This is a genomic window from Mesorhizobium sp. ArgA1, assembly GCF_053714375.1.
Genome location: NZ_JBSKBQ010000008.1, coordinates 213,844 through 232,598 on the forward strand (window position 1 = coordinate 213,844; position 18,755 = coordinate 232,598).

The following is an 18,755-nucleotide window of genomic DNA, read 5'->3' on the forward strand; positions in this document are numbered from 1 at the left end:
CGCGGTGTTTAACGTTGCAGATGACCGTACGCTCCCCGATGCGCCAACTCGCCCGATGGCGGATGTGATGCAAGCTTGCAACGCTGGCGGGCGTTCTCTAGTCCTTGCACCTCTAAAGACCTGACTAAGCAATTGACTTCTATATTTCTGCAGCCAGAGTCCGCACAGTTGATTTCGCTCGCTTCAGTGACTCTCTCAGGACAAAGACTATGAAAAGCGCTCTCCTTGCCGTGGCATTCGCGGCGATTGCCCTGACGCCTGCTCTTGCCGCGGATGCGTTGGTCGAAGCGCCTGTAGCGGCGGTCCATGACTGGACCGGCGTCTATCTGGGTGGCGTTGTTGGTTATGGATGGGGCACGACGCACGCCCTGGACGACGGATCTCCCTCCGACGGTATCAAGTACGATGGCGTTCTGGGTGGCATAGCCATTGGCTACAACAAGCAATTCGGCAACATCGTCGCAGGCGTTGAGGCAGATTTTTCGGCCTCCGGCCTGAAGGGGTCGGGCGACGGCGGGACTGGCTGGGGGTGCGGGACGACCGATACCTGCACATTCAGCACACAATGGCTTGGCACTGCGCGTGCTCGTGTTGGATATGCGGTAGAGAATTTCCTTCCCTACGTCACCGGCGGCCTCGCCATTGGCAGGGTAAAGGGAGAACTGTCAGGTTTTTGTCCCGGTGATGAATGGTGCGGCAGTGACACCAAGACTGGCTGGACGGCCGGCGGTGGCCTGGAATGGGCCTTCAATCAGAACTGGTCAGCCAAGGCGGAATATCTTTATACCGATCTCGGCACAGGCCATTTTGGCACCGGAAATGGCGGCGATGGTTTCGAGGCCAAGTTCAAGTTCAACACCGTTCGGCTCGGCGTGAACTATCATTTCTAGCATTGCGTCTCGCAACGCTTGAAAGGGGCGTCGCCGCGGCGCCCTTTTTTGTTGGCGCCTGCGCATCTCAGGGACCGGCTCAGTACCGGAACTGTTCGGCGAGGATGCGCTCGTTCCATGAATGATTGGGGTCGAAGAGCAGGGTGGCGGTCGCCGTCAGCGATTCCCTCACCGTCACCGACGCCACCGCTTTCACTTCAGTGTGGTCGGCGGCGGCGTTCACCGGCCGCTTTTCCGGCTCCAGAATGTCGAAGCGCACGGTCGCCTTGTTGGAGAGCAGCGCGCCGCGCCAACGGCGCGGCCGGAACGGGCTGACCGGGGTGAGCGCCAGGAGCGGCGCGTCGAGCGGCAGGATCGGCCCGTGCGCCGACAGATTGTAGGCGGTGGAGCCTGCCGGCGTTGCGATCATAACGCCGTCGCAGTTCAGTTCCTCGATGCGTACCTGTTCGTCTACGGTGATGCGGATCTTTGCCGTCTGGTAGGATTGGCGCCACAGCGCCACTTCGTTGATGGCCAGCGCCGAAACCGCCTCGCCCCCATGCGTCTCCGCCAGCATCTCCAGCGGCCGGATCGTTTCGGCGACAGCGGCCGCGATGCGTTCGGTGAGACCGCCGACGCGGTATTCGTTCATCAGGAAGCCGATGGTGCCACGGTTCATGCCGTAGACCTTCTTTCCCGTGCTCATCGTGTCGCGCAGGGTCTGCAGCAGGAAACCGTCGCCACCCAGCGCCACGATCACCTCGGCGTCCTCCTGAGAGGCCTGGCCATAGCGGGCCGACAGGCTTTCCATCGCCGCCTTGGCATCGGCGGTGTCTGAGGAGACGAAGGCGAGACTGGCTTTGCTCATGACTTCCCGATGGCGGTCGGCGGCGGTTGCGTGGGGTAGCATGGGCAAGCGCATCTGCAAAGGGAGGCAGCGTCCGGTCCCACTTCGGCTGCGCCGGAACGAAATTCGGTCCCTCGCGCTTCATGTCGCCGGAGCGGCGAATGTGATGGTTAAGATGGAGCTTAAACACTCGTAAAGCCCGATAGATCATGTTAGCCGGCAGAGGATGGGTGGCTGGGGGGCTAGCCAGTCGAGACCTGTCTATTGCCGGTGACACGCCTGATTATCGTCTTCCTCGTGTTGGGAAGTTTCGCACTTCTCTTCGCCGAACTTGTGCGACAGTCCGAGGACTCCAGGCCAAGGCCGACGGCCTCACGCTGCGGCGACGCCGGCATGCCATGCCCGCAAAACGCATTGTAGGCTAAAGGCGCAGCCTATCCGCCGACGGCGATCCATCGCTCATTGCGCGACAATCTGAAAGATTTGACGGCATCGACCATGCGTCGTCGACGTTTGGCCGATGCTGTCGCCATGCGAGCAAAAAGATATTGACTGTATGTTTAGTAATTAATACCGTTGCGAACATACCGAGTTGGTCAGCCGGCATTTGCCGGTGAATGGCCACCAGGACGAAGGGAACATACGGACTCGAGGCGGCAACGCCGGTCCCAACAATGGGAGAACTAAGCATGCAGCTGAAATTGACTGCGGCGGCGCTATCGCTGCTGGCCATGACCGGCATTGCCCGCGCCGATGGCGAACTCCAGATCTACAATTGGGGCAACTATACCAGCCCGGAGCTGATCAAGAAGTTCGAAGAGACCTACAAGATCAAGGTCACCGTCACCGACTACGATTCCAACGACACCGCACTTGCCAAGGTCCGCCAGGGCGCCTCCGGCTACGACATCGTCGTGCCTTCGGCCAGTGTCATTCCGATCTGGATCAGCGAAGGCCTGCTCCTGGAAACCGATCCCAACCAGATGGAGAACTTCAAAAACGTCGATCCGAAATGGGTCGACGTGCCGTTCGACCCCGGCCGCAAATACACCGTGCCGTGGCAATGGGGCACGACCGGCATCTCGGTCAACAAATCGGTCTATGCGGGCGACCCGAACACCTCAGCACTTTTCCTCGACCCGCCGCCGGAGCTCGTCGGCAAGATCAATGTCGTGCCCGAAATGGGGGACATCATGTTCCTCGCCATCGCCTATGAGGGCGGCAAATACTGCACCGACGACATGCAGGTGCTGAAGAAGGTGCATGACAAGCTGGTCGAGGCCAAGGCGAAATGGCTCTCACTCGATTACGCCGCCGTCGATGGTCTCGGCAGGGGCGACATTGCAGCGGGCGTCAACTGGAACGGCATTTCGCTACGCGAGCGGCTGGAGAACGACAAGATCGTCTACGGCTATCCCAAGGAAGGCTTTCCAATCTGGATGGACAATGTCGCGGTGCTCAAGGATGCCAAAAACGTCGAGAACGCCAAGCTTTTCCAGAATTTCATCATGGACCCGAAGAATGCCGCACTGATTTCGGCCTTCGCGCGCTACGCCAATGGCATCAAGGGCTCCGAGGCCTTCCTGCCGGACGATATGAAGGGGGCGCCCGAAGTGGATGTTCCCGCTGAATTTGCCGCCAAGGGCCAGTTCATGCCGGCCTGTCCGGCCGACGTGCAGGCGCTGTATACCAAGATCTGGACCGATCTGCAGAAATAGCATCGACCGCCAGCCCAAACCTGACGAACAGCACCTGATGAACAACCATCGGGCCGCGAAGCCGCGGCCCGGCCTTCATGCCAAAAAAGCGGTCCACCGATCGCGGGAGAACCTTGATGTCCGATCTCGACCTTTGCTACATGCCGGCCAGCGAGGCGTTGCGGCTGTTCAAGGCGAAGAAACTTTCGCCTGTCGAACTGATGCAGGCGACCATAGATCGCGCCGAGGCGACGAAGTCTGTCGTCAACTGCCTCACTTTCACTCACTTCGACGAGGCGATGGCGCTCGCCAGGAAGGCGGAGGCGAAATACGCCAAGGGCGCCCGCACTGGCGCGCTGGAAGGCCTGCCGATCGGCATCAAGGACGAGAGCTACATCAAGGGCAAGCCGACATCGCATGGCTCGCTGCTGTCCAGGGATGCCATTGGCGGCCACACCTCGACGATGAATGAGCGCATCATCAAAGCCGGCGGCATTGTGCACGCCCGCACGGCGACGCCCGAATTCAGCTGTGCCGGCTATACCTGGTCGAAGCGCTGGGGTGTGACGCGCAACCCCTGGAACCCGGATTTTACGCCGGGCGGTTCATCGGGCGGCGCCGCCGCGACGCTGGCGTCCGGCACATCATCGATCGCCACCGGCTCCGACATTGCCGGCTCGATCCGCATTCCGGCCTCGGCCTGCGGCCTTGTCGGCTTCAAACCGCCTTACGGCCGCAATCCGGACGAGCCACCCTTCAACCTCGATTTCTACTGCCACACCGGTCCGCTGGCCCGGAACGTCAGGGATGCGATCCTGCTGCAGAATGTCATGGCCGGGCCGAGCCCGCTCGACATCGCCACGCTGCGTCCCAAACTTCGGCTGCCCAACGACTACAAGCCGATCAAGGGCTGGAAGGTCGCCTTCTCGATGGACCTTGGCTCCTTCGAGGTCGATGCCGACGTGCGCAAAAACACGCTCGCCGCCTGCGATGTGTTCCGCTCGCTCGGCGCCACCGTCGAGGAAGTCGACCTCGGCTGGAACGACGGGGTGCTGAAGGCCGGCATGACCTATTTGGAGCATCTGTTCGGCGCGTCGCTGTCGCAATTGCTGGCGGAGCACGGCAGCGACATGACCAGCTATGCCAGGCGGTTCGCACAGGACGGGCAGAAGTCGAAGGCCACGGATTTTGTCGCGACCCTCGACGTAGCCGCCAGGATGTACCAGACCCTGGGTCCGTTGCTGGAGACCTACAATGTGCTGATCTGCCCGACCAACGCGCTTCCTGCAGTGCCGGCGGAGTTCGATCAGACCAATGGGACGGTAGAGATCAACGGGAAGCAAGTGGACCCATCGCTGGGCTGGGTGATGACGACGCCATTCAACATGATGAGCCGCTGCCCGGTTCTGTCTGTTCCATCGGGCCGCGCCGCCAATGGCGTGCCGACGGGCATCCAGATCGTCGGCCGCACCTATAGCGATGCCGATGTTTTCCGGGCCGCGATGGCCTTTGAGACGGCTCAGGGTCAATGGTACACGAATGCCGGGACACGCCCATCGATCTGAGTCCGCAATGGACCGGCGTGCCCCAATGTCAAGCAGCGGCGGATAATTCCGCCGCGGAGGAAAGGCCTGACGATCATGGCGCAACGCAAAGCCACCGCGCAGGCGGGCAAACGCAAGGCAACAACCAAAGGCAGGGAGTCGGCAAACGACGCCGCGCCGCCCCGGGATCGTCGGCGCGAGCGCGGCGAAGCCAGCGTCCAGCGCATCATCGACGCCACCGTCGAGCTTATCGCGGAGGAGGGGCTGGCCAGTGTCACCATGCAGCGCATAGCCGAACATGTCGGCTCGTCCAACGCGCTGGTGGTCTTCCATTTTCGCAGCAAGGAGAACCTGTTCCGGGCGGTTCTGCAGTATCTCAGCGACCAGTATGACGCGCTGTGGCTGACGCGGGTGCGGGCGCCCGGCCTGTCGACGGTGGAACGGGTCCTGGGCGCGGTCGGCTGTGCGCAGGATTTCGCAAGGCAGCACCCGAAATGGGTATCAGTCTTTGTCGCATTCTCCAGCGACCGCAAGAGCATGCAGATCTACAATGAAATCGGCCTGCCCAGCGATCTCGCCTACACCGCCGAAGCGCGCGATTTTCTGATCGAAATTGCGCGTGACGGCGGCTACACCGGCGTCGACATCGACACGCTGTCGGAGAGCCTGAACTATCTGGTTCACGGCGCCTGGTATTGGGATCACCTCAACCCGTCCGGCCGCGACACCGACGTGCTGCGTAAGACCATGCTGCTTTTGTTGCACCAGGCATTTCCTCGGGATTTCGGGTGAGGGATGAGCCAAATTTGCGAGCGGCAAGGGTCGTCCGCGATTTAGACCCAAAAAGTCTTCGGGATGCCTTGATCCCTGTGAAAATGCTTGCACAATCCAGGGGTGTACGTTAAACAACCTGGAGGTGCATTCAAGGGGTGGGCAAAATGTGGCATTGGGCGATACTTCTCTTGCTGATTGGAGTGCCCGTTTTCTTCGCCGTCCGGTCGTCACGCAAATCCTCACAGAGCCCGGAAGACCTCGTGGGATTTGGCGGCTGGTTGATCCTGCTGGCGATCAGTCTGTCCCTTTCGCCGCTGCGCACACTTGTCGACATGGCCAGTTTGGTCAAAACCTACCAACAGCTTGTTACAGTTCCTAACGGGGCCTTGGCTGTTTATGGCGAGGCCGCCCTCAATCTGGCATTTCTGGCGCTTCAGCTGGTCGTGCTTGTTTCGATGCTACGGCGAAGCCATCGCTTCCCGCAGCTGTTTATATGGCTGTGGTTTGCGATTCCTCTCTTGTTCGTACTGGACACAGTTTGGATATCGACCGTGCTCGGTGTTCCGGTAAACCAGTTGCTTGCCGGAGGGGCACTGGTTACACCTTTGGCATCCTTCATAGTCACCGGGCTCTGGGCCGCCTATGTCAACAGATCGGTGAGGGTGAGGAACACGTTCAGTGGCGATACGGCAGCGACGTTCTCTTAGAAGGTCAGCTGGGTCGAAGGTTGCGAGTTGGCCTGCTGTGGTGCTGCCAGCCGATCGTCATCGTTCGCCACGGCTTCCGAGGACACTTCTTCGTCTAACGAGCTTCGGGTGGCCTGCCATCCGAAGCTCGAAGAGCGAAGGATGGTGCCCCCGGACGGCGCTAAATGCCAAATCCAACTGAGGCGTTCCACCCGAACTTACCGTGAGAAATCAAGGGGGTAGAAGGGTGTCTTCCCCCGAAGCGGTTAAGCTCAGTGTACCTCTTTTTGCCCGAGCGGTGTACCTTCTGTCAAGGCGGGGCAGGCGGCCACAATCTTCTCATGCTGTGGACAAAAGACCCACGGCTGTGAAGGCGTTCTCGATCACTACTTAGGACAGGGCCACGCGTCGGTGAGCGCTGTAAATGCCAAGTAACTAGCTGGGACTTGGCGGTCCTGGGGGTGACTGTCGATGTACCTGCACATCACGTCGAAGAGCTGCTCCCCTGTTACATCTTGCGGAGGGCAGAAGAGGCGACTGGCTCCCGACTGCTCTCCGACGTCGTACCCGTCGAGAAGTCCGAAGACGTAGCCATACGCGAAAGCTGGTGGCTGCTTCTTGCATTCGTTCTGAAGTTGATTACCGCTCCGCCATGCCCCCTCTGCCACGGCCTGTGATGCGTTGAAAGCGAAGGCCAAAGACATCAGAAGGGCCGTCGCTAAGGTGCTAGTGCTTCGCATATCTTGGTCCTTCTGGGGGGCTGCCCCGCCGCAACTCTTGGGGCGATGCAGCGGGGCGGGCGAAACGTTAATACAAGTCGGCGCTGGTGTCGCGCCGCGCGATTGCAACTATTCGTAAGTGAAGGCTGTCCCCGTCCTCCGGGCCGCTGCTATGGCCTGAGCATGGCCATGGAAGACGTGCCATTCACCCTTGGCCGCAGCCCTTCGCAGCGCCGGGTAGTCTGCCTCGTCGACATGCTCGAAATAGGTCTGAAGGTTCAGCCCATGCTGCCGCAGAATGTTCCTATCCAGATGCTGGCGAAATGCAGTCTCGACAACAGCCGCCTCCACCTCCTCGATCCCGAAGGCTTCTCCGGTCGGAATTTCTCCGGTCTCCGCATAGGCGTCGACGATGAACTGCTGTTGAGGTTCGCTGTGGGTTTCCCTGAAGCGATCAAGGCTCTCGTCGGCCATGCGTACAAACTCGGCATGCTGCTTCTCTTCCTTCTGGTCGGCTGTCAGCTCCTCGTCATCGGTCTCGGTCTTCTCATCTTCCCCGGCGGGCAACGGAGCGGAATCAACCGCCCCATCACTCTCGGCCCCCGAGGTTACCTGAAAGACTTCGGCGCCGCGTAGCCTCGGGCAGCCAGCCCATCGACCACGGCCTTGTTGAACTCGGCCAGCGTGATCTGCCCCGTCTCGGCCATGTCCTTGGCCTGAGCGAACGACAGTTCCATGCCGCTGAGCGAGGGCACACGAACGGTCGTCTTCTCGACCTCTGACATCGGCGGGATTACCCCGACGTCCTGAGACCGGATCGCCCCTTGGGTCTTCACTCCTAGACGCTGCGCGGCGATTTGCTGGTTGAACTTGGACATCGAGAGTTCGACCGCACGGTCAATCTCTTCCTTCTGAGCGCGTTCCTTGGCCTCGAACGCAAGGGCCGCCTGCTTCGCCTTGTCAGCCTCGGCCTGCGCTTCCTGTGCCCTGAACATGGCCTGAGCCACGGGCGTGTTGTCGTTCTGGTACTTGTTCGGGTTGTCGATGTAGTCGGTCATTTCCTCGTTCCTTCAACGTTGGTGTGAACCCCGGAGCGGAATGCCCCGAGGCTTGATCTGCTTGGTTCTGTGGTGGTGGTGGTGATAGACGCGGTCAGCGTCGAGGCGTGAACCCATAGGTGGCCGTCTGTGAGCCTTCAGGGGATGCGGTAGGTGTTGCTGGGGTAGATGGTTCGGAAAGGCTGCCGCTGCCTCCGGCGGACTCTCTGCGGGACGCTGTGGGCCGCATCCACACCTCGCCAATTCTCCGGGCGACCGCTACAGCCTCCAACTCGGGATAGCCATAAACCTCAAAGCACCGCGCGGCCGCCGAAGAAAAACAACTTGTCCAGTCGATGCCGATGCCCGGCAACCTCCGATCAAGCTCTGATGAGATTGACCAGTCGTCGGCCTTCAGCCACTCGATCAACGCAAGAGCCGCCTCCCGCGTCGGGTAGGTCTTCACCCAGTCCCGCCGCCTGACCTGATCAAGGTTCAAAGCGCGCGTTCCGGTCATTGCGCCACCGTAGCGGCCCGTGCTTCACGACCAGTGGCAGATGGTCATGGAAAGTCTCACCATGCTCACTGCCCGCCGTCGACGCCTCCAGCATGTCCAACACCGTGAGAGCCTCGCGCGATGGGTGCCGAAGCGGCAAGCTGTCGAGCCAGTCCAGAACCTCTTGGCTGACATGCCCAACAAGGCCCGACTTCATCGCACCGTTGCCGACAAGGCGTTTAAGTTCGCCGTTCAGCATCGTCCGGCTGGTGAGGTATGCACGGTCGGTCCATTCGCCGGTGGACTGAGCGCCGCGCCTACGGGTCCGCTTCTTCTCGACCGCCTGGACGATCCATTCTCGGTCGGTCTCGACCACTCGGATTGTGGGGATGATCTCCACGTGACGTTCAGTCATTGGCCGGCATCGCCTTCAAAGACTGCCGCCACTCCGCGAACAGCTTCCGCACCTCCTTACGCTTCCGGTTGATGGTCTCGCGGTTCCGGTGATAGGCCCGGCTGTCGAGTTCCCTGTTGCGCTCCGGGTTCTCCGCGCGCCACTTGCTCTTGTACTCACGCCATTTCCGACGTGTTGCTTCGTCTTGCATTTGTTGATCCTTGGTGATGATGAGGTGGTTATCGGGTGAGCCCCCAAAGGTGCCCCTGACGGTTCCCTGACGTGGGAGACCACAGAGGTGGAGACCACGGGAGGAAGTCCGTCGGGTGGCTCTGTCTTCAAGTGAGACTTCGGGGGGTAGCTCTAAATCACCTTCGTTACGAAGGCTCAGGCTAGAGACCATTCCGAAGGTGGAGTGAAGATGTGCTGGGGGTGATCAGGTACTAAGGAGGCACGTTCCATGGTCTGCGGAGCGAAGCGACCAATGAGGGTGTCTCTAGGGTTCTCTGTTACAGAGGGTTTCTAGAGGTGTGTCTCATGTCCCTGGGCAGCCTCAGGAACACTTCAGCACAGGATTGGATCATCTTCGGTCAGCCTATCGAAGATAGCGAACCCGAAGGGCTGGCCAATGGTATCACCTGAAGGGGGAAGCCCTGAAGGTTCTGCTCTAAATAGGAATGTTGCCTCCTTCACGGCACCTTAACCGTTTGATACTAAATCACAAATCGGTCTGGCCGGGGAGGCAGATGCACCTTAATTGCACTGTTAGTTCAATGATTGAACAATCTTGCCGACAGCCTGTCGCGTGATCCCCAGCAGCCCGGCAATTCGCTTCTGAGAGAGGATGCCGTCCGATCGGTATCTGCGGACCTTGTCCTTCGTCGGAAGGCACCTGAACGGCTCATCGCCGAGCCACGACGCCTCGGCCTCGGACACCGAGCCGTTGGCCACAAGGTGAGCCTCGACATCGAACGGAGCTTTGCCCCGCTTGATCCGGTTATGGTCCTCGATTGCCTTCCGCTTGGCGATCTCCTGGCACTCAGCCGCAAGGGTCATTGAGGGGTTGCTGAGGTGCGACCTGACAGAGCGTAGCGAGATGCCCAGCACCCGCGCTACGGCTGGACCCGAGAAGCCACGTTCGGTGAGGATGAGGGTGGCCTGATGGTTGAAATCGGTGTCCCGCTCGGTGTCGCTGGAGGTGACCTTCGCGTAGAATGGCGAGGACCAGCGCGGGCCTTTCTTTCGGTATTCCTCCTGCTCCATGATCCAGTGACGGGAGATGTTAGGGATGATGTTTATGGGATCGAACATAGCGGTTCCTTTGGGTTGATGGGGGCATTTCTGCTGCCCTGAGCCGTCCAGTCAAAAAGGGGAGGACAGATAAGGCCACACACGCGCCTCACCAAAGCTGCCCCGCCAAGCGCCACATCCCGTCGCCCCGGAAGGAGCGAAACAGGGCAACAGGCAGTCGCAACAGGGAGAACTGCACGGGGCAGCTTGGGTGAAGAGCGTTGGGCCGTGCTAGTTGGTGGGTTATTCGCCTCGGTAGTGCCAGTAGGGGCCTTAATCGCCCTCGTAGTGCTAGTGGTGTCCCTATCAGCCTTCGTAGTGCTACTGGGTGGGTATGTCCTCGGTGAGGAAATCGCCTTCACGTAGCTAGTGGAGGCCTTTGTCGCCTCCGTAGTGCCAGTGGGATAGTCGCCTCGGTAGTGCCAGTGGGGGCCTTCGTCGCGTTCGTAGGTCCAAGGTGGGCGGGGTAGTCGCCTGCTCAGTGCTAGTAGGGGGGTTATGCCCCTTGTTAGTGCTAGTGGAGGGGCTGGTCGCCTTCATAGTCCTAGTGGTGGCCATATGCCCTTCGTAGACGTAGTGGTCACCTTTGTGGGTCTACGCTGTCAGAACCTTCTGGACCGCTGAGGGTGAACACCCCGCCTCCTTGGCGATCTGCCTCACAGAGCGCCCCTCGGTCTTCAGGGCCTTGATCAGGTCGTGGTCGAGGGTCACCGGCCTGCCGGTCTTCCACGGCTCACCTGCGGCCTCGGCCTTGGCCTTCGCCTTGGCGATGCCTTCCATCTGCCGCTCCTTGCGAAGCGCCGTCTCAAACTCTGCGATGCTGGCGAGGATGCCGAACACCAGCTTGCCTGTCCGGGTGGTCGTGTCTAGCGAGGCGTCGTCCAGCACCTTGAAGCCCACACCCTTCTTGTCTAGGTCCCGCACGATCTGGTGGAGGTGCGCCGCTGATCTCGCCAGACGGTCGACCTTGGTCACCACGAACACGTCACCCTCACGGGCAAACTCCAGCGCCTTCTCAAGCTCGGGTCGCGTCTCGTCCAACCCCGAGCGCTTCTCGCTGAAGACCTTCTCGGCACCGGCAGCCGTCAGCTTCTCAAGCTGGGTGTCTAGGTCTTGGCCGGTGGAACTGACGCGGGCATAGCCGATGATCATGATGTTCACTTTCCTCTAAGGCTGTTGGTGAACACCACTTAGTGGACGATTAGTGTACAAGTCAAGCGCTATGTTCACGAAGGTATACCTTTGTGAACGGGGAACACAGTCACAAACCGTCCCCGCGTGCATCAAGCGTGGCCTTCCAAAGTAAGGCTTGAACGGGGGTACGGGGGGTATTCGCACGATCTGGCTATCCGATCCCCGGCGCAGATTTTTCCGTCAGATATTTCTTGGACCATGCTTCGGGCCTAGAACAATGGGCTTTACCTAAGGTGAACGCTGCCGGCCCATGCAATCGCTTCGTCGCTGTGTCTCGCTGGACAGCCTCGTTACGCATGCATTGTTCGACCAAGGCGCCCTGGCGTACACATGAGCCAACTATGCGAATCTAAGTTCGGGAATGGTTTGGCCAAGCCGATTACTCGACCGAATTGGCCAAACGGATCCGATACGCAGTTGTGGTAATGGCCATATATCTGTGGTAACTAATATGACACCGCACAGAGGGATCATCGAGATAAATGTTCGCGACTTTCTGAAGCGAATGTTTCTTCGGAAGTGGCTGCTCTGGAAAATGCATTTCTGGCGTTTTGGCTTTGGATGATGATGAGTCATCTGGGGTGCCTGTGATGATGGCTTTCTGTTATCGGCTATATCCCTGGGGAGGAAATAATGTTCAGAATCATCTTTCTATCGTTGGTTTCCGTGTTGAGTGTTGCAGCCCTGGCCAACGAGGCGTCGGCAAAGCAATGGGGACCTCGCATCGTAGTCAGGTCAAACGGTAGGGTCGAGGTTGGCCCGGTAAAAGTCGACACCGTTCCGCCATCCGCTCGTGTAATCGAGCGTGTCATAAAGGGGGAACCAGTCGACAAGGCGATCGGAGATGAAGTAAAATCGCGTGTGGATGACGCAAAAACCTTGGCAAGCGCTCCTCAAATACAAACCGAGGTAGAGAACTCTTTCTTTGATCAGCTAAGAGACGTTATCGGCAATGACGCTGTCGATGTCATCGAGGTGCTACATCTGCCGGAGCAAATATCACGGGCAGCTCCCGCCGCGATCGTAGAGCTTTTGTCGGGTCCAAAGAATTTAGATGACACTTTAAAGGAACTTGCTGGTCAACCTTTATTGACATTACTAATTCAGGCGAGAGATTATTATAAGGATAAGGCAGCTCCTATACCTTCCAACGTCAAAATTCTACTTTTGAAGACTTTTCCGCCAGGGGTAATAAAAAGGGCAAGGTATGTTGTTGATGACTTTGGGGGAAATGTTCCCGCAATAATAAATAAGTTCCAAGAAACCTTCAACGGTCAGCATGCGGTTACCGTTGATAATATTATTGTTTTTTCATCTATGCCAGCAGATGACAACATATTTTTCTGGGCCCATGAGATGCAACACACGGTCCAATATGCTAAGCTCGGTATGGCCGGCTTCGCAGGGGAGTATACCACAAACTACAAGGGCCTTGAGGCAGAGGCCAATCGTGTGGGCGAGGAGGCAGAAAAGAACGCTGAGGCGATACGCGCGTTCATGAAGGACATGGGTCAAGTTCAAGCAGAGAAGTGACGCTGTGCAGTGAATTGCTGCACGGAAGCTCTGGAGGACAAAAGGGAGAGGCGTCACGATCCCCGGTCTGTAGGTTTCTCCGAACCTATTCACACCCCGCCGGCTGCTCAGTATTGTGGGGGACGCGCGGGGAAACCGGAATGGAGCCCGAGGACGATCTGAAGTCCCGTATTGAGGCTGCTCTTGTTCGTGGCCGTCTTAGCCAATGGCAGCGGCAATTCCTGCTCGACATGCACGCGCGGCTGACGAAGTACGGCCCACGCACCCGACTGAGCGCAAAGCAGTGGGCGAAGCTCTACGAGATCATGGGCTCCGCGCCACCAACCACATCAGAACCACGCCCGCCGCGCCAGCACGGGCCCTCGTCGTCGGCCCACTGGCGATCTCGGCGGTCACGAAGCCCCCTCGCTCGCGAAGCCCGGTACTTGGGGGCGAGGTTCACCAGAGCCTTCGGTTTCACCCTGGCCCTGATCGTCGGCTCACTGATCTACTCATACGTCGAGAAGGGCGGGCACATCTCTTGGCCCACCATGCCGTCTTTCGCGAGATCAAGCACGGGGGACCGGATGCCGCTCGCAAGATCGCAGTTCACCGTCACGGACGGGGACACCATCCGCCTCGACGGCGCGGCGAAGGGAACCCGGCTGGTGGGCTTCAACGCGCCTGAGAGCATCGAGCCGAGGTGCACGGTTGAAGCAGACCTTGGGCGTCGAGCGAAGGCACGCCTGACCGAACTGGTCGCCTCCACAAAGCTCGAATTGGAAATGGTCCCGTGTGCCTGCCCGCCGGGAGCCGAGGGCACCAACCGCTGCAACTATGGGCGGAGCTGCGGCTCGCTCTTCGCCAATGGCCAAAATGTGGGGGACGTACTGATTTCCGAAGGGTTGGCAGTACCGTTCACCTGCGGCTCGACGAGTTGCCCGCCGACGCCTCGCCCTTGGTGCGGATAGCAGTGGCCACTTGGAGCCCGATCACCTAATGGCTCTCCATTGGTTCAACCCTCCGGTCTATGTCAGGACGGATCGACCTGGGCTCCGCTATGGCGTCAATCACGTCGAGGGTGCCGCCGAGGAACTCCTGAAGTGGACCAAACGTGGCCCTAAGTGGAAGCAGGCGGTGGAAACCTGCATGGCAGCCTTGGCTGACCAAGCGACAGCTCAAGAGGTCCGCAATGCTTTCCTGGCCGCTGCCGAGGAACAGGGGGGACTCTCGTCCGATCACTCATCAGTAAGCAGGCAGTAGTGAAGATTACTCGTCTGCTCTCGTCTAAATGAAGCGGAAATGCTAGCGTTTCACGGGGGGATCATCATGAACGGGATCAGAGGCGCACTGGTCGACGCAGTAATAGCTGTACTGCCGATTGCGATAGTGTTCTTCAGTGGTTGGGCGTATATCTCGAGCTACATCGGCGAGTTTGGAGTGGACGCCACTGAGGTAACCGTCCCCCTGCCCACTGTGTTGGTGTATGCGTTCTCGCCTCTCAAGTCCCCTAGGGTTTTGTTTTTCCTTGCCATTTGCTTGGCTGGTTGGCTGGCTTCTGAATATTTCCGAGAAAAGGAGTGCCGAAATCAGATCTTGCTCGTCGCGTCACTGGTTGGCCTCGTCATTTTTCTATTCGTCATCAGGGACGCCGCTCAAAATGAAGCGAGGACCATGGCACAATTCGTGTGGACCGGGGACAAGGCATTCTCGGTCCCCGTTCTCATCACGCCACATCAAGATGAAGCCTATGACGCCTTTGAGAAGTGTCGAGACAGGCGCGGACTTCGCCAGATCATCGGCTTGCCTGATCGTATGTATCTGTTGTGCCGGGATAAGTACTATCCATGTGAACGCGGTAGGATGTTCGTAGTCTCTAACACCGGTGCCATAATTTACTCGGCAATCAAACGTCGAGAACCTGAGGCTGGGGAGAAGAATTGTGAATAATAGACGGCTTTTTTTGGCTATCACATTAGCCATGTTCCCTTTGGGTGATGTTACCGCGCAGCAGGCTACTTCGGACGACCAAAAAGTAGCTGAGATCGTCTCTGGGGTCGCCGTTCTGGAGGGCCCCTACGAGCTTCTGGGAGGTGGCGGAGTTGTGGGGTATGTGTTGTCCCGAGCTGGAGATAAGGCGAATTTTCAACCATGTACGGGCAAGGTCAAGATGGTCGATTCATCAGACCTCATGCCTTCACCGTTGTATTGTAAAGACGAGGCTCCGAAGAAAACCCCAGTTTTCAATCTCGCATGCAATGATGTTGAGTCGCAGGTCGCAGAAGTGACCGCCAAGGTCGGCCAAGACATCAGCAAAGTAGATGTGGGAACGGTGTTCCTGAAAGCTGCGGAGGGGTACAGTCAGGCGATCGCGCCACCAAAAGACTCAACTTGGGTCCAATGGAACAATGCGTCTGTCGCACCTTACTCTGTATGTGGCCAAAAGTATGTTGTCCTTCCGAAGGTTGGATTTGACCAAGCTTGGATCGGAGTTATCAAGGCGCCTTCGCAGTAAGGCTTTGTTTACGCGCCAAATTCTTCGTGATTGGTCGGCACGGACGGCAACGCTACTCCATGTCCGGCACGTCGCCACCCACAAAAAGCGTGGTCGGTTCCCCGTATTCGCCAAGCGCCGGGTTGGCCTCCCGTGACCACGCGATGACCCCGGCGTGCTTCCCCGCCAAGCCCTTTGCGGTCCTGATTGCCCGATCCTCGGTCTGCTGCTCGGCTGGCCCATAGACAGGCAGGAGCTCGCCGGTCTCATCGCGATCAAAGGCGGCGACGACGATCAGCTTAGGGGACTTCTGCTGGGGAAGAATGTGGTCTGACATGGTGTTGGCCTTCGGTGATAGTCAGTCGGTCCCGCCGCGCTTCCGTCGATGCCACCCCCGGCTGAAGCCATAGCTCACCGCAGGAGCCCACAGCGCCACCTCGCGTTCCAATGAAGCGTTGGCGGCGAGGAGCGCCTTCACGGCCTCTCTGGGGTCCCCGCCGCAAGTTGCAATGACTTCATCGGCCGCAAGCTCCCAGTCCATGGCGGGAGGATCGGCTTGCTGTTGCTCGACTGGCATTGCTTACCTCACAGGCATCTCTCACCATCGCCGCGATGCTCGAAACAGAACCAATGCGGTGCCTGCTTTGGCTTTGCGAAACCCCAGCCGGCATCCCTGCAGCAGCCAGGATGCTCGCACCAATGGTGCTGGACGCCGGGCGCTGTGGCGTAGTCTGGCCTCGGGAGGATGATTTCGTCACTCATGTCTATTACCCCTGCCGGCGGCGCGGAGCGGAGTGAGTGTCAAGCTGGTCCTGAAGTCGGCTATTGAGGACGATCATTTCCTTGAGCGCCTTCATCACGTCGCCCTTGTGGACGGCAACGAACTTATCGGCGAGGGCTTGAAGGCTAGCCTCTTGGCGGCTGTTAAGCGTCACAATCTGATCCATGGCGATTACCTCCAACCACACTCCCTGCCCGCAGTGAACAAAAAGAGAACATAGATGTCAAGAGCAGATTGACCCGGAGAGGAATGAGTTCCTATTTTGGATCATGCCTGATACTGGTGGACGTCGAAAGCGCGGTGGCGAATGGAAGCTCAGCAATGCTCATGAGACTGGGCAGCTCGTGCTGGTCCGCTGTGGGCTGTGTAACGTCAAGCGGTGGTATCAGCCGAGCGATCTGAGGGAAATCTTCGGGGACATCGAGGCCGATACGGTGGGAAGCAAAATGAGCTGCAAACGGTGCGGCAAGAATGACTACATGCACGCCGAGACGCAGAAGCCGACAGCACGAGAGCGGCAGGGCATTCGAGTTAGGAGCTTGCCGAGATTAAGATGGTGCGGCGCGTGGTCTGCACTTGTGGCTGTGAGCTCGGTCCCACATTGCCAAATCGTTCAGGTGGAGGGTAATCGTAACCTCTACAGTACGGGCTTGCTGGGATGACCGATTCGGATGGAGAGAACGCGAGGGCTTACCTCGACAGCTTGCGGCGCGGCGATCTTTCGGCGCTGCTCCTGCATGCGCGGGTGGAGACAGGTGTCCAGCTAGGCGATTTCGGGAGCGGCCAATGGGTCGTAGTCGTGCGCGCCCCGCAGCCTTTTGCGGAGGCCCTGACCACTCTGTCGGACATCGACCGGAAGCGCATCGCCGAGGCGGCGGTTAGCAAGAAATCCGGCTCCGACTATCGCGCACCCACTGATATCATCGTCAAGGTTGCCGGTGAGTCCTTGGAAGGTCCGGTCACGCTTCTGCCCGACCTTGTCATCCACCGCGCGATGATGACTGCCGTCGCCACGGGGAAAGGCGGTATCCAGGAGGTGGACGACTACTACGTCGCACGGCAGTTCCGGCTCGTCGAGGGATGCGCGGCCACGGGCATCAAGTACGAGAACCCTCACGAGAGCTTGTGGGACTTCTACCGCTTCTGGAAAGCGGAAGGCATGGATGCCTACCAACCCCGGAGAGAATACGTCCGCAGCCTCTTCGCGGGACCGTTGGCTGTCGCCGTGGGCCGCGTCCACAACCCGAGTCCGGTCGGGGAGCGGGAGCCGACCGGATGGGAGCGCGTCGACCGTTCCCTTGCGAAGGCCCGCACGCAATTCTCGACGGCCTCGGCGGAAGAGGACTGGCAGGCCATCGGGTTGGTCTGCCGTGAGGTCCTGATCTCCCTCGGGCAAGCAGTCTACGTCGAAGGAATCCATGAGAGCGCCGACGGTGTGAAGCCGAGTCCTACTGATGCGAAGAGAATGCTGGAGGCTTATGTCAGGTACAGGCTACCGGGGGACGGGTACAAAGAGGTGAGAACCCACACTCGGGCCGCAGTCGACCTTGCTGTGCATTTGCAACACCGTCGCACGGCAACGCGGCAGATGGCGGCTCTCTGCCTAGAGGCGACTTCGTCGGCTGTTGCTGTGGTGGCGATAATCGCGGGTCGAAGCGTCTAGGGCCACGCGAGGCGGTGACAGTGCGTGTGGCCCCTACAACAAAGACAACTGGCCATTGGTTGCTGTACCCCCTTGCGATGGAAACTTGATCTGGGTGGCTGGTTTCTCGACAATCACTAGGGCATCATCAGGTGCGGTGCGCTGTAGCCGCTTTGCTTCCGACCAGGGGGCACTCAGCCATGTCTCCGTCTCCTCTTGCGTCCTCAAGATCACGGGCATGGCCTTCTCATGGATTGGCTTGATGAGGGCGTTGGGCGTGGTCGTCATGAAGCCGTAAAGCTCGAAGTCGCCTGGGCCGTCCTTGACCTTGCGCACCCCTTGCCAACGCGTCCATAGGCCCGCGAAGAAGAACAGCGGACGGTCCTCATTGAGAGCGAACCAATAGTTCCGCTGAATGCCGGTCTCGGCGTCCTTATCGGCCGGCGTTGGGCTGGGCTCCGCGAAGCTGGTTACTGGCACCACACAGCGATGCTCGACACCAACATACTGCTGCCAGTGGCCGTACTGAGGATTGCGTATGTTCGTGGTGCCGTAGTCGGCCTTGCCCTTGACCCGCTCGGGTGGCGTCGGCATCCCCCACAGCAGCTTGGCAAGCTCGCGCTGACCGTCGGGGGCGTTGCGTACCACTGCGCCCGGCATGTTGGGGTAGACATCTAGCGACGGCTCAAGGTTGCCCATGATATCGCGCATGGCGCGGGTCCACTCGCGGATGGCGTCCTGGCTGGTGGTGATGTTGTAGAGATTGCACACGGTCGCCT

At 59.3% G+C, this 18,755-nt stretch carries 23 protein-coding genes; 11 read left to right on the plus strand and 12 right to left on the minus strand.

Annotated elements, in window-relative coordinates:
* The first annotated feature begins 209 nt into the window (after positions 1–209).
* Positions 210–890 carry an outer membrane protein gene (locus ACWGTI_RS19285; protein ID WP_454588575.1) on the plus strand — a complete coding sequence of 227 codons (681 nt, stop codon included), beginning with the start codon at positions 210–212 and terminating at the stop codon, positions 888–890.
* 79 nt (positions 891–969) lie between these two features.
* Here the strand turns inward: ACWGTI_RS19285 and ACWGTI_RS19290 are convergent, their stop codons facing one another.
* Positions 970–1,737, minus strand: a complete 768-nt coding sequence (locus ACWGTI_RS19290) for an NAD kinase (protein ID WP_454588576.1) — start codon at positions 1,735–1,737, stop codon at positions 970–972.
* Positions 1,738–2,405: 668 nt separating this feature from the next.
* Here ACWGTI_RS19290 and ACWGTI_RS19295 point away from each other — a divergent pair.
* The 4 genes from ACWGTI_RS19295 (at position 2,406) to ACWGTI_RS19310 (ending at position 6,438) form a co-directional block, all read left to right on the plus strand.
* Positions 2,406–3,434, plus strand: coding sequence for an extracellular solute-binding protein (locus ACWGTI_RS19295; RefSeq protein ID WP_454588577.1), 1,029 nt, complete (start codon positions 2,406–2,408; stop codon positions 3,432–3,434).
* Positions 3,435–3,550: 116 nt separating this feature from the next.
* Positions 3,551–4,978: an amidase gene (locus tag ACWGTI_RS19300; protein ID WP_454588578.1), complete on the plus strand. Its 1,428-nt coding sequence runs from the start codon at positions 3,551–3,553 to the stop codon at positions 4,976–4,978.
* 75 nt (positions 4,979–5,053) lie between these two features.
* The gene (locus ACWGTI_RS19305) at positions 5,054–5,749 is read left to right on the plus strand and encodes a TetR/AcrR family transcriptional regulator (protein ID WP_454588579.1); all 696 of its coding nucleotides are present in this window, start codon (positions 5,054–5,056) and stop codon (positions 5,747–5,749) included.
* Positions 5,750–5,895: 146 nt separating this feature from the next.
* A complete protein-coding gene (locus ACWGTI_RS19310; RefSeq protein WP_454588580.1) occupies positions 5,896–6,438 on the plus strand; it encodes a DUF2569 family protein in 543 nt (180 codons plus the stop codon).
* Positions 6,439–6,803: 365 nt separating this feature from the next.
* On the opposite strand, the gene ACWGTI_RS19315 is transcribed toward ACWGTI_RS19310, so the two are convergent.
* From ACWGTI_RS19315 to ACWGTI_RS19345, 7 genes are all read right to left on the minus strand, one after another.
* On the minus strand, positions 6,804–7,157 hold the full coding sequence (locus ACWGTI_RS19315; protein WP_454588581.1) for a Rap1a/Tai family immunity protein: 354 nt from the start codon (positions 7,155–7,157) through the stop codon (positions 6,804–6,806).
* A gap of 108 nt (positions 7,158–7,265) precedes the next feature.
* The gene (locus tag ACWGTI_RS19320; RefSeq protein ID WP_454588582.1) at positions 7,266–7,703 is read right to left on the minus strand and encodes a hypothetical protein; all 438 of its coding nucleotides are present in this window, start codon (positions 7,701–7,703) and stop codon (positions 7,266–7,268) included.
* A gap of 41 nt (positions 7,704–7,744) precedes the next feature.
* The gene (locus ACWGTI_RS19325) at positions 7,745–8,194 is read right to left on the minus strand and encodes a hypothetical protein (protein WP_454588583.1); all 450 of its coding nucleotides are present in this window, start codon (positions 8,192–8,194) and stop codon (positions 7,745–7,747) included.
* A gap of 467 nt (positions 8,195–8,661) precedes the next feature.
* On the minus strand, positions 8,662–9,084 hold the full coding sequence (locus ACWGTI_RS19330; protein WP_454588584.1) for a hypothetical protein: 423 nt from the start codon (positions 9,082–9,084) through the stop codon (positions 8,662–8,664).
* The gene (locus tag ACWGTI_RS19335; protein WP_454588585.1) at positions 9,077–9,274 is read right to left on the minus strand and encodes a hypothetical protein; all 198 of its coding nucleotides are present in this window, start codon (positions 9,272–9,274) and stop codon (positions 9,077–9,079) included. The genes ACWGTI_RS19330 and ACWGTI_RS19335 overlap by 8 nt, the downstream gene beginning before the upstream one ends.
* A 554-nt stretch (positions 9,275–9,828) precedes the next feature.
* On the minus strand, positions 9,829–10,374 hold the full coding sequence (locus ACWGTI_RS19340) for a hypothetical protein (protein ID WP_454588586.1): 546 nt from the start codon (positions 10,372–10,374) through the stop codon (positions 9,829–9,831).
* Between the two features lie 573 nt (positions 10,375–10,947).
* The gene (locus tag ACWGTI_RS19345) at positions 10,948–11,505 is read right to left on the minus strand and encodes a recombinase family protein (protein ID WP_454588587.1); all 558 of its coding nucleotides are present in this window, start codon (positions 11,503–11,505) and stop codon (positions 10,948–10,950) included.
* Positions 11,506–12,180: 675 nt separating this feature from the next.
* On the opposite strand from ACWGTI_RS19345, the gene ACWGTI_RS19350 reads away from it, so the two are divergent.
* The 5 genes from ACWGTI_RS19350 (at position 12,181) to ACWGTI_RS19370 (ending at position 15,574) form a co-directional block, all read left to right on the plus strand.
* A complete protein-coding gene (locus tag ACWGTI_RS19350) occupies positions 12,181–13,080 on the plus strand; it encodes a hypothetical protein (protein WP_454588588.1) in 900 nt (299 codons plus the stop codon).
* A gap of 140 nt (positions 13,081–13,220) precedes the next feature.
* Positions 13,221–14,030 carry a thermonuclease family protein gene (locus ACWGTI_RS19355; protein WP_454588589.1) on the plus strand — a complete coding sequence of 270 codons (810 nt, stop codon included), beginning with the start codon at positions 13,221–13,223 and terminating at the stop codon, positions 14,028–14,030.
* Between the two features lie 28 nt (positions 14,031–14,058).
* A complete protein-coding gene (locus ACWGTI_RS19360; RefSeq protein ID WP_454588590.1) occupies positions 14,059–14,322 on the plus strand; it encodes a DUF982 domain-containing protein in 264 nt (87 codons plus the stop codon).
* Positions 14,323–14,388: 66 nt separating this feature from the next.
* Positions 14,389–15,009 (plus strand): hypothetical protein, encoded by a 621-nt coding sequence (locus ACWGTI_RS19365; RefSeq protein WP_454588591.1) that lies wholly within the window; start codon positions 14,389–14,391, stop codon positions 15,007–15,009.
* Positions 15,002–15,574 carry a hypothetical protein gene (locus tag ACWGTI_RS19370; RefSeq protein ID WP_454588592.1) on the plus strand — a complete coding sequence of 191 codons (573 nt, stop codon included), beginning with the start codon at positions 15,002–15,004 and terminating at the stop codon, positions 15,572–15,574. The genes ACWGTI_RS19365 and ACWGTI_RS19370 overlap by 8 nt, the downstream gene beginning before the upstream one ends.
* Before the next feature lie 52 nt (positions 15,575–15,626).
* On the opposite strand, the gene ACWGTI_RS19375 is transcribed toward ACWGTI_RS19370, so the two are convergent.
* From ACWGTI_RS19375 to ACWGTI_RS19385, 3 genes are all read right to left on the minus strand, one after another.
* On the minus strand, positions 15,627–15,890 hold the full coding sequence (locus tag ACWGTI_RS19375) for a hypothetical protein (RefSeq protein WP_454588593.1): 264 nt from the start codon (positions 15,888–15,890) through the stop codon (positions 15,627–15,629).
* A 21-nt stretch (positions 15,891–15,911) separates the two neighbouring features.
* Complete coding sequence (locus tag ACWGTI_RS19380; protein WP_454588594.1) at positions 15,912–16,130, minus strand: hypothetical protein; 219 nt, start codon at positions 16,128–16,130, stop codon at positions 15,912–15,914.
* A gap of 190 nt (positions 16,131–16,320) precedes the next feature.
* Positions 16,321–16,500, minus strand: a complete 180-nt coding sequence (locus ACWGTI_RS19385) for a hypothetical protein (protein WP_454588595.1) — start codon at positions 16,498–16,500, stop codon at positions 16,321–16,323.
* Between the two features lie 492 nt (positions 16,501–16,992).
* On the opposite strand from ACWGTI_RS19385, the gene ACWGTI_RS19390 reads away from it, so the two are divergent.
* On the plus strand, positions 16,993–17,997 hold the full coding sequence (locus ACWGTI_RS19390; protein ID WP_454588596.1) for a hypothetical protein: 1,005 nt from the start codon (positions 16,993–16,995) through the stop codon (positions 17,995–17,997).
* 33 nt (positions 17,998–18,030) lie between these two features.
* Here the strand turns inward: ACWGTI_RS19390 and ACWGTI_RS19395 are convergent, their stop codons facing one another.
* Positions 18,031–18,747, minus strand: coding sequence for an SOS response-associated peptidase (locus tag ACWGTI_RS19395; RefSeq protein ID WP_454588597.1), 717 nt, complete (start codon positions 18,745–18,747; stop codon positions 18,031–18,033).
* Positions 18,748–18,755 lie beyond the last annotated feature (8 nt).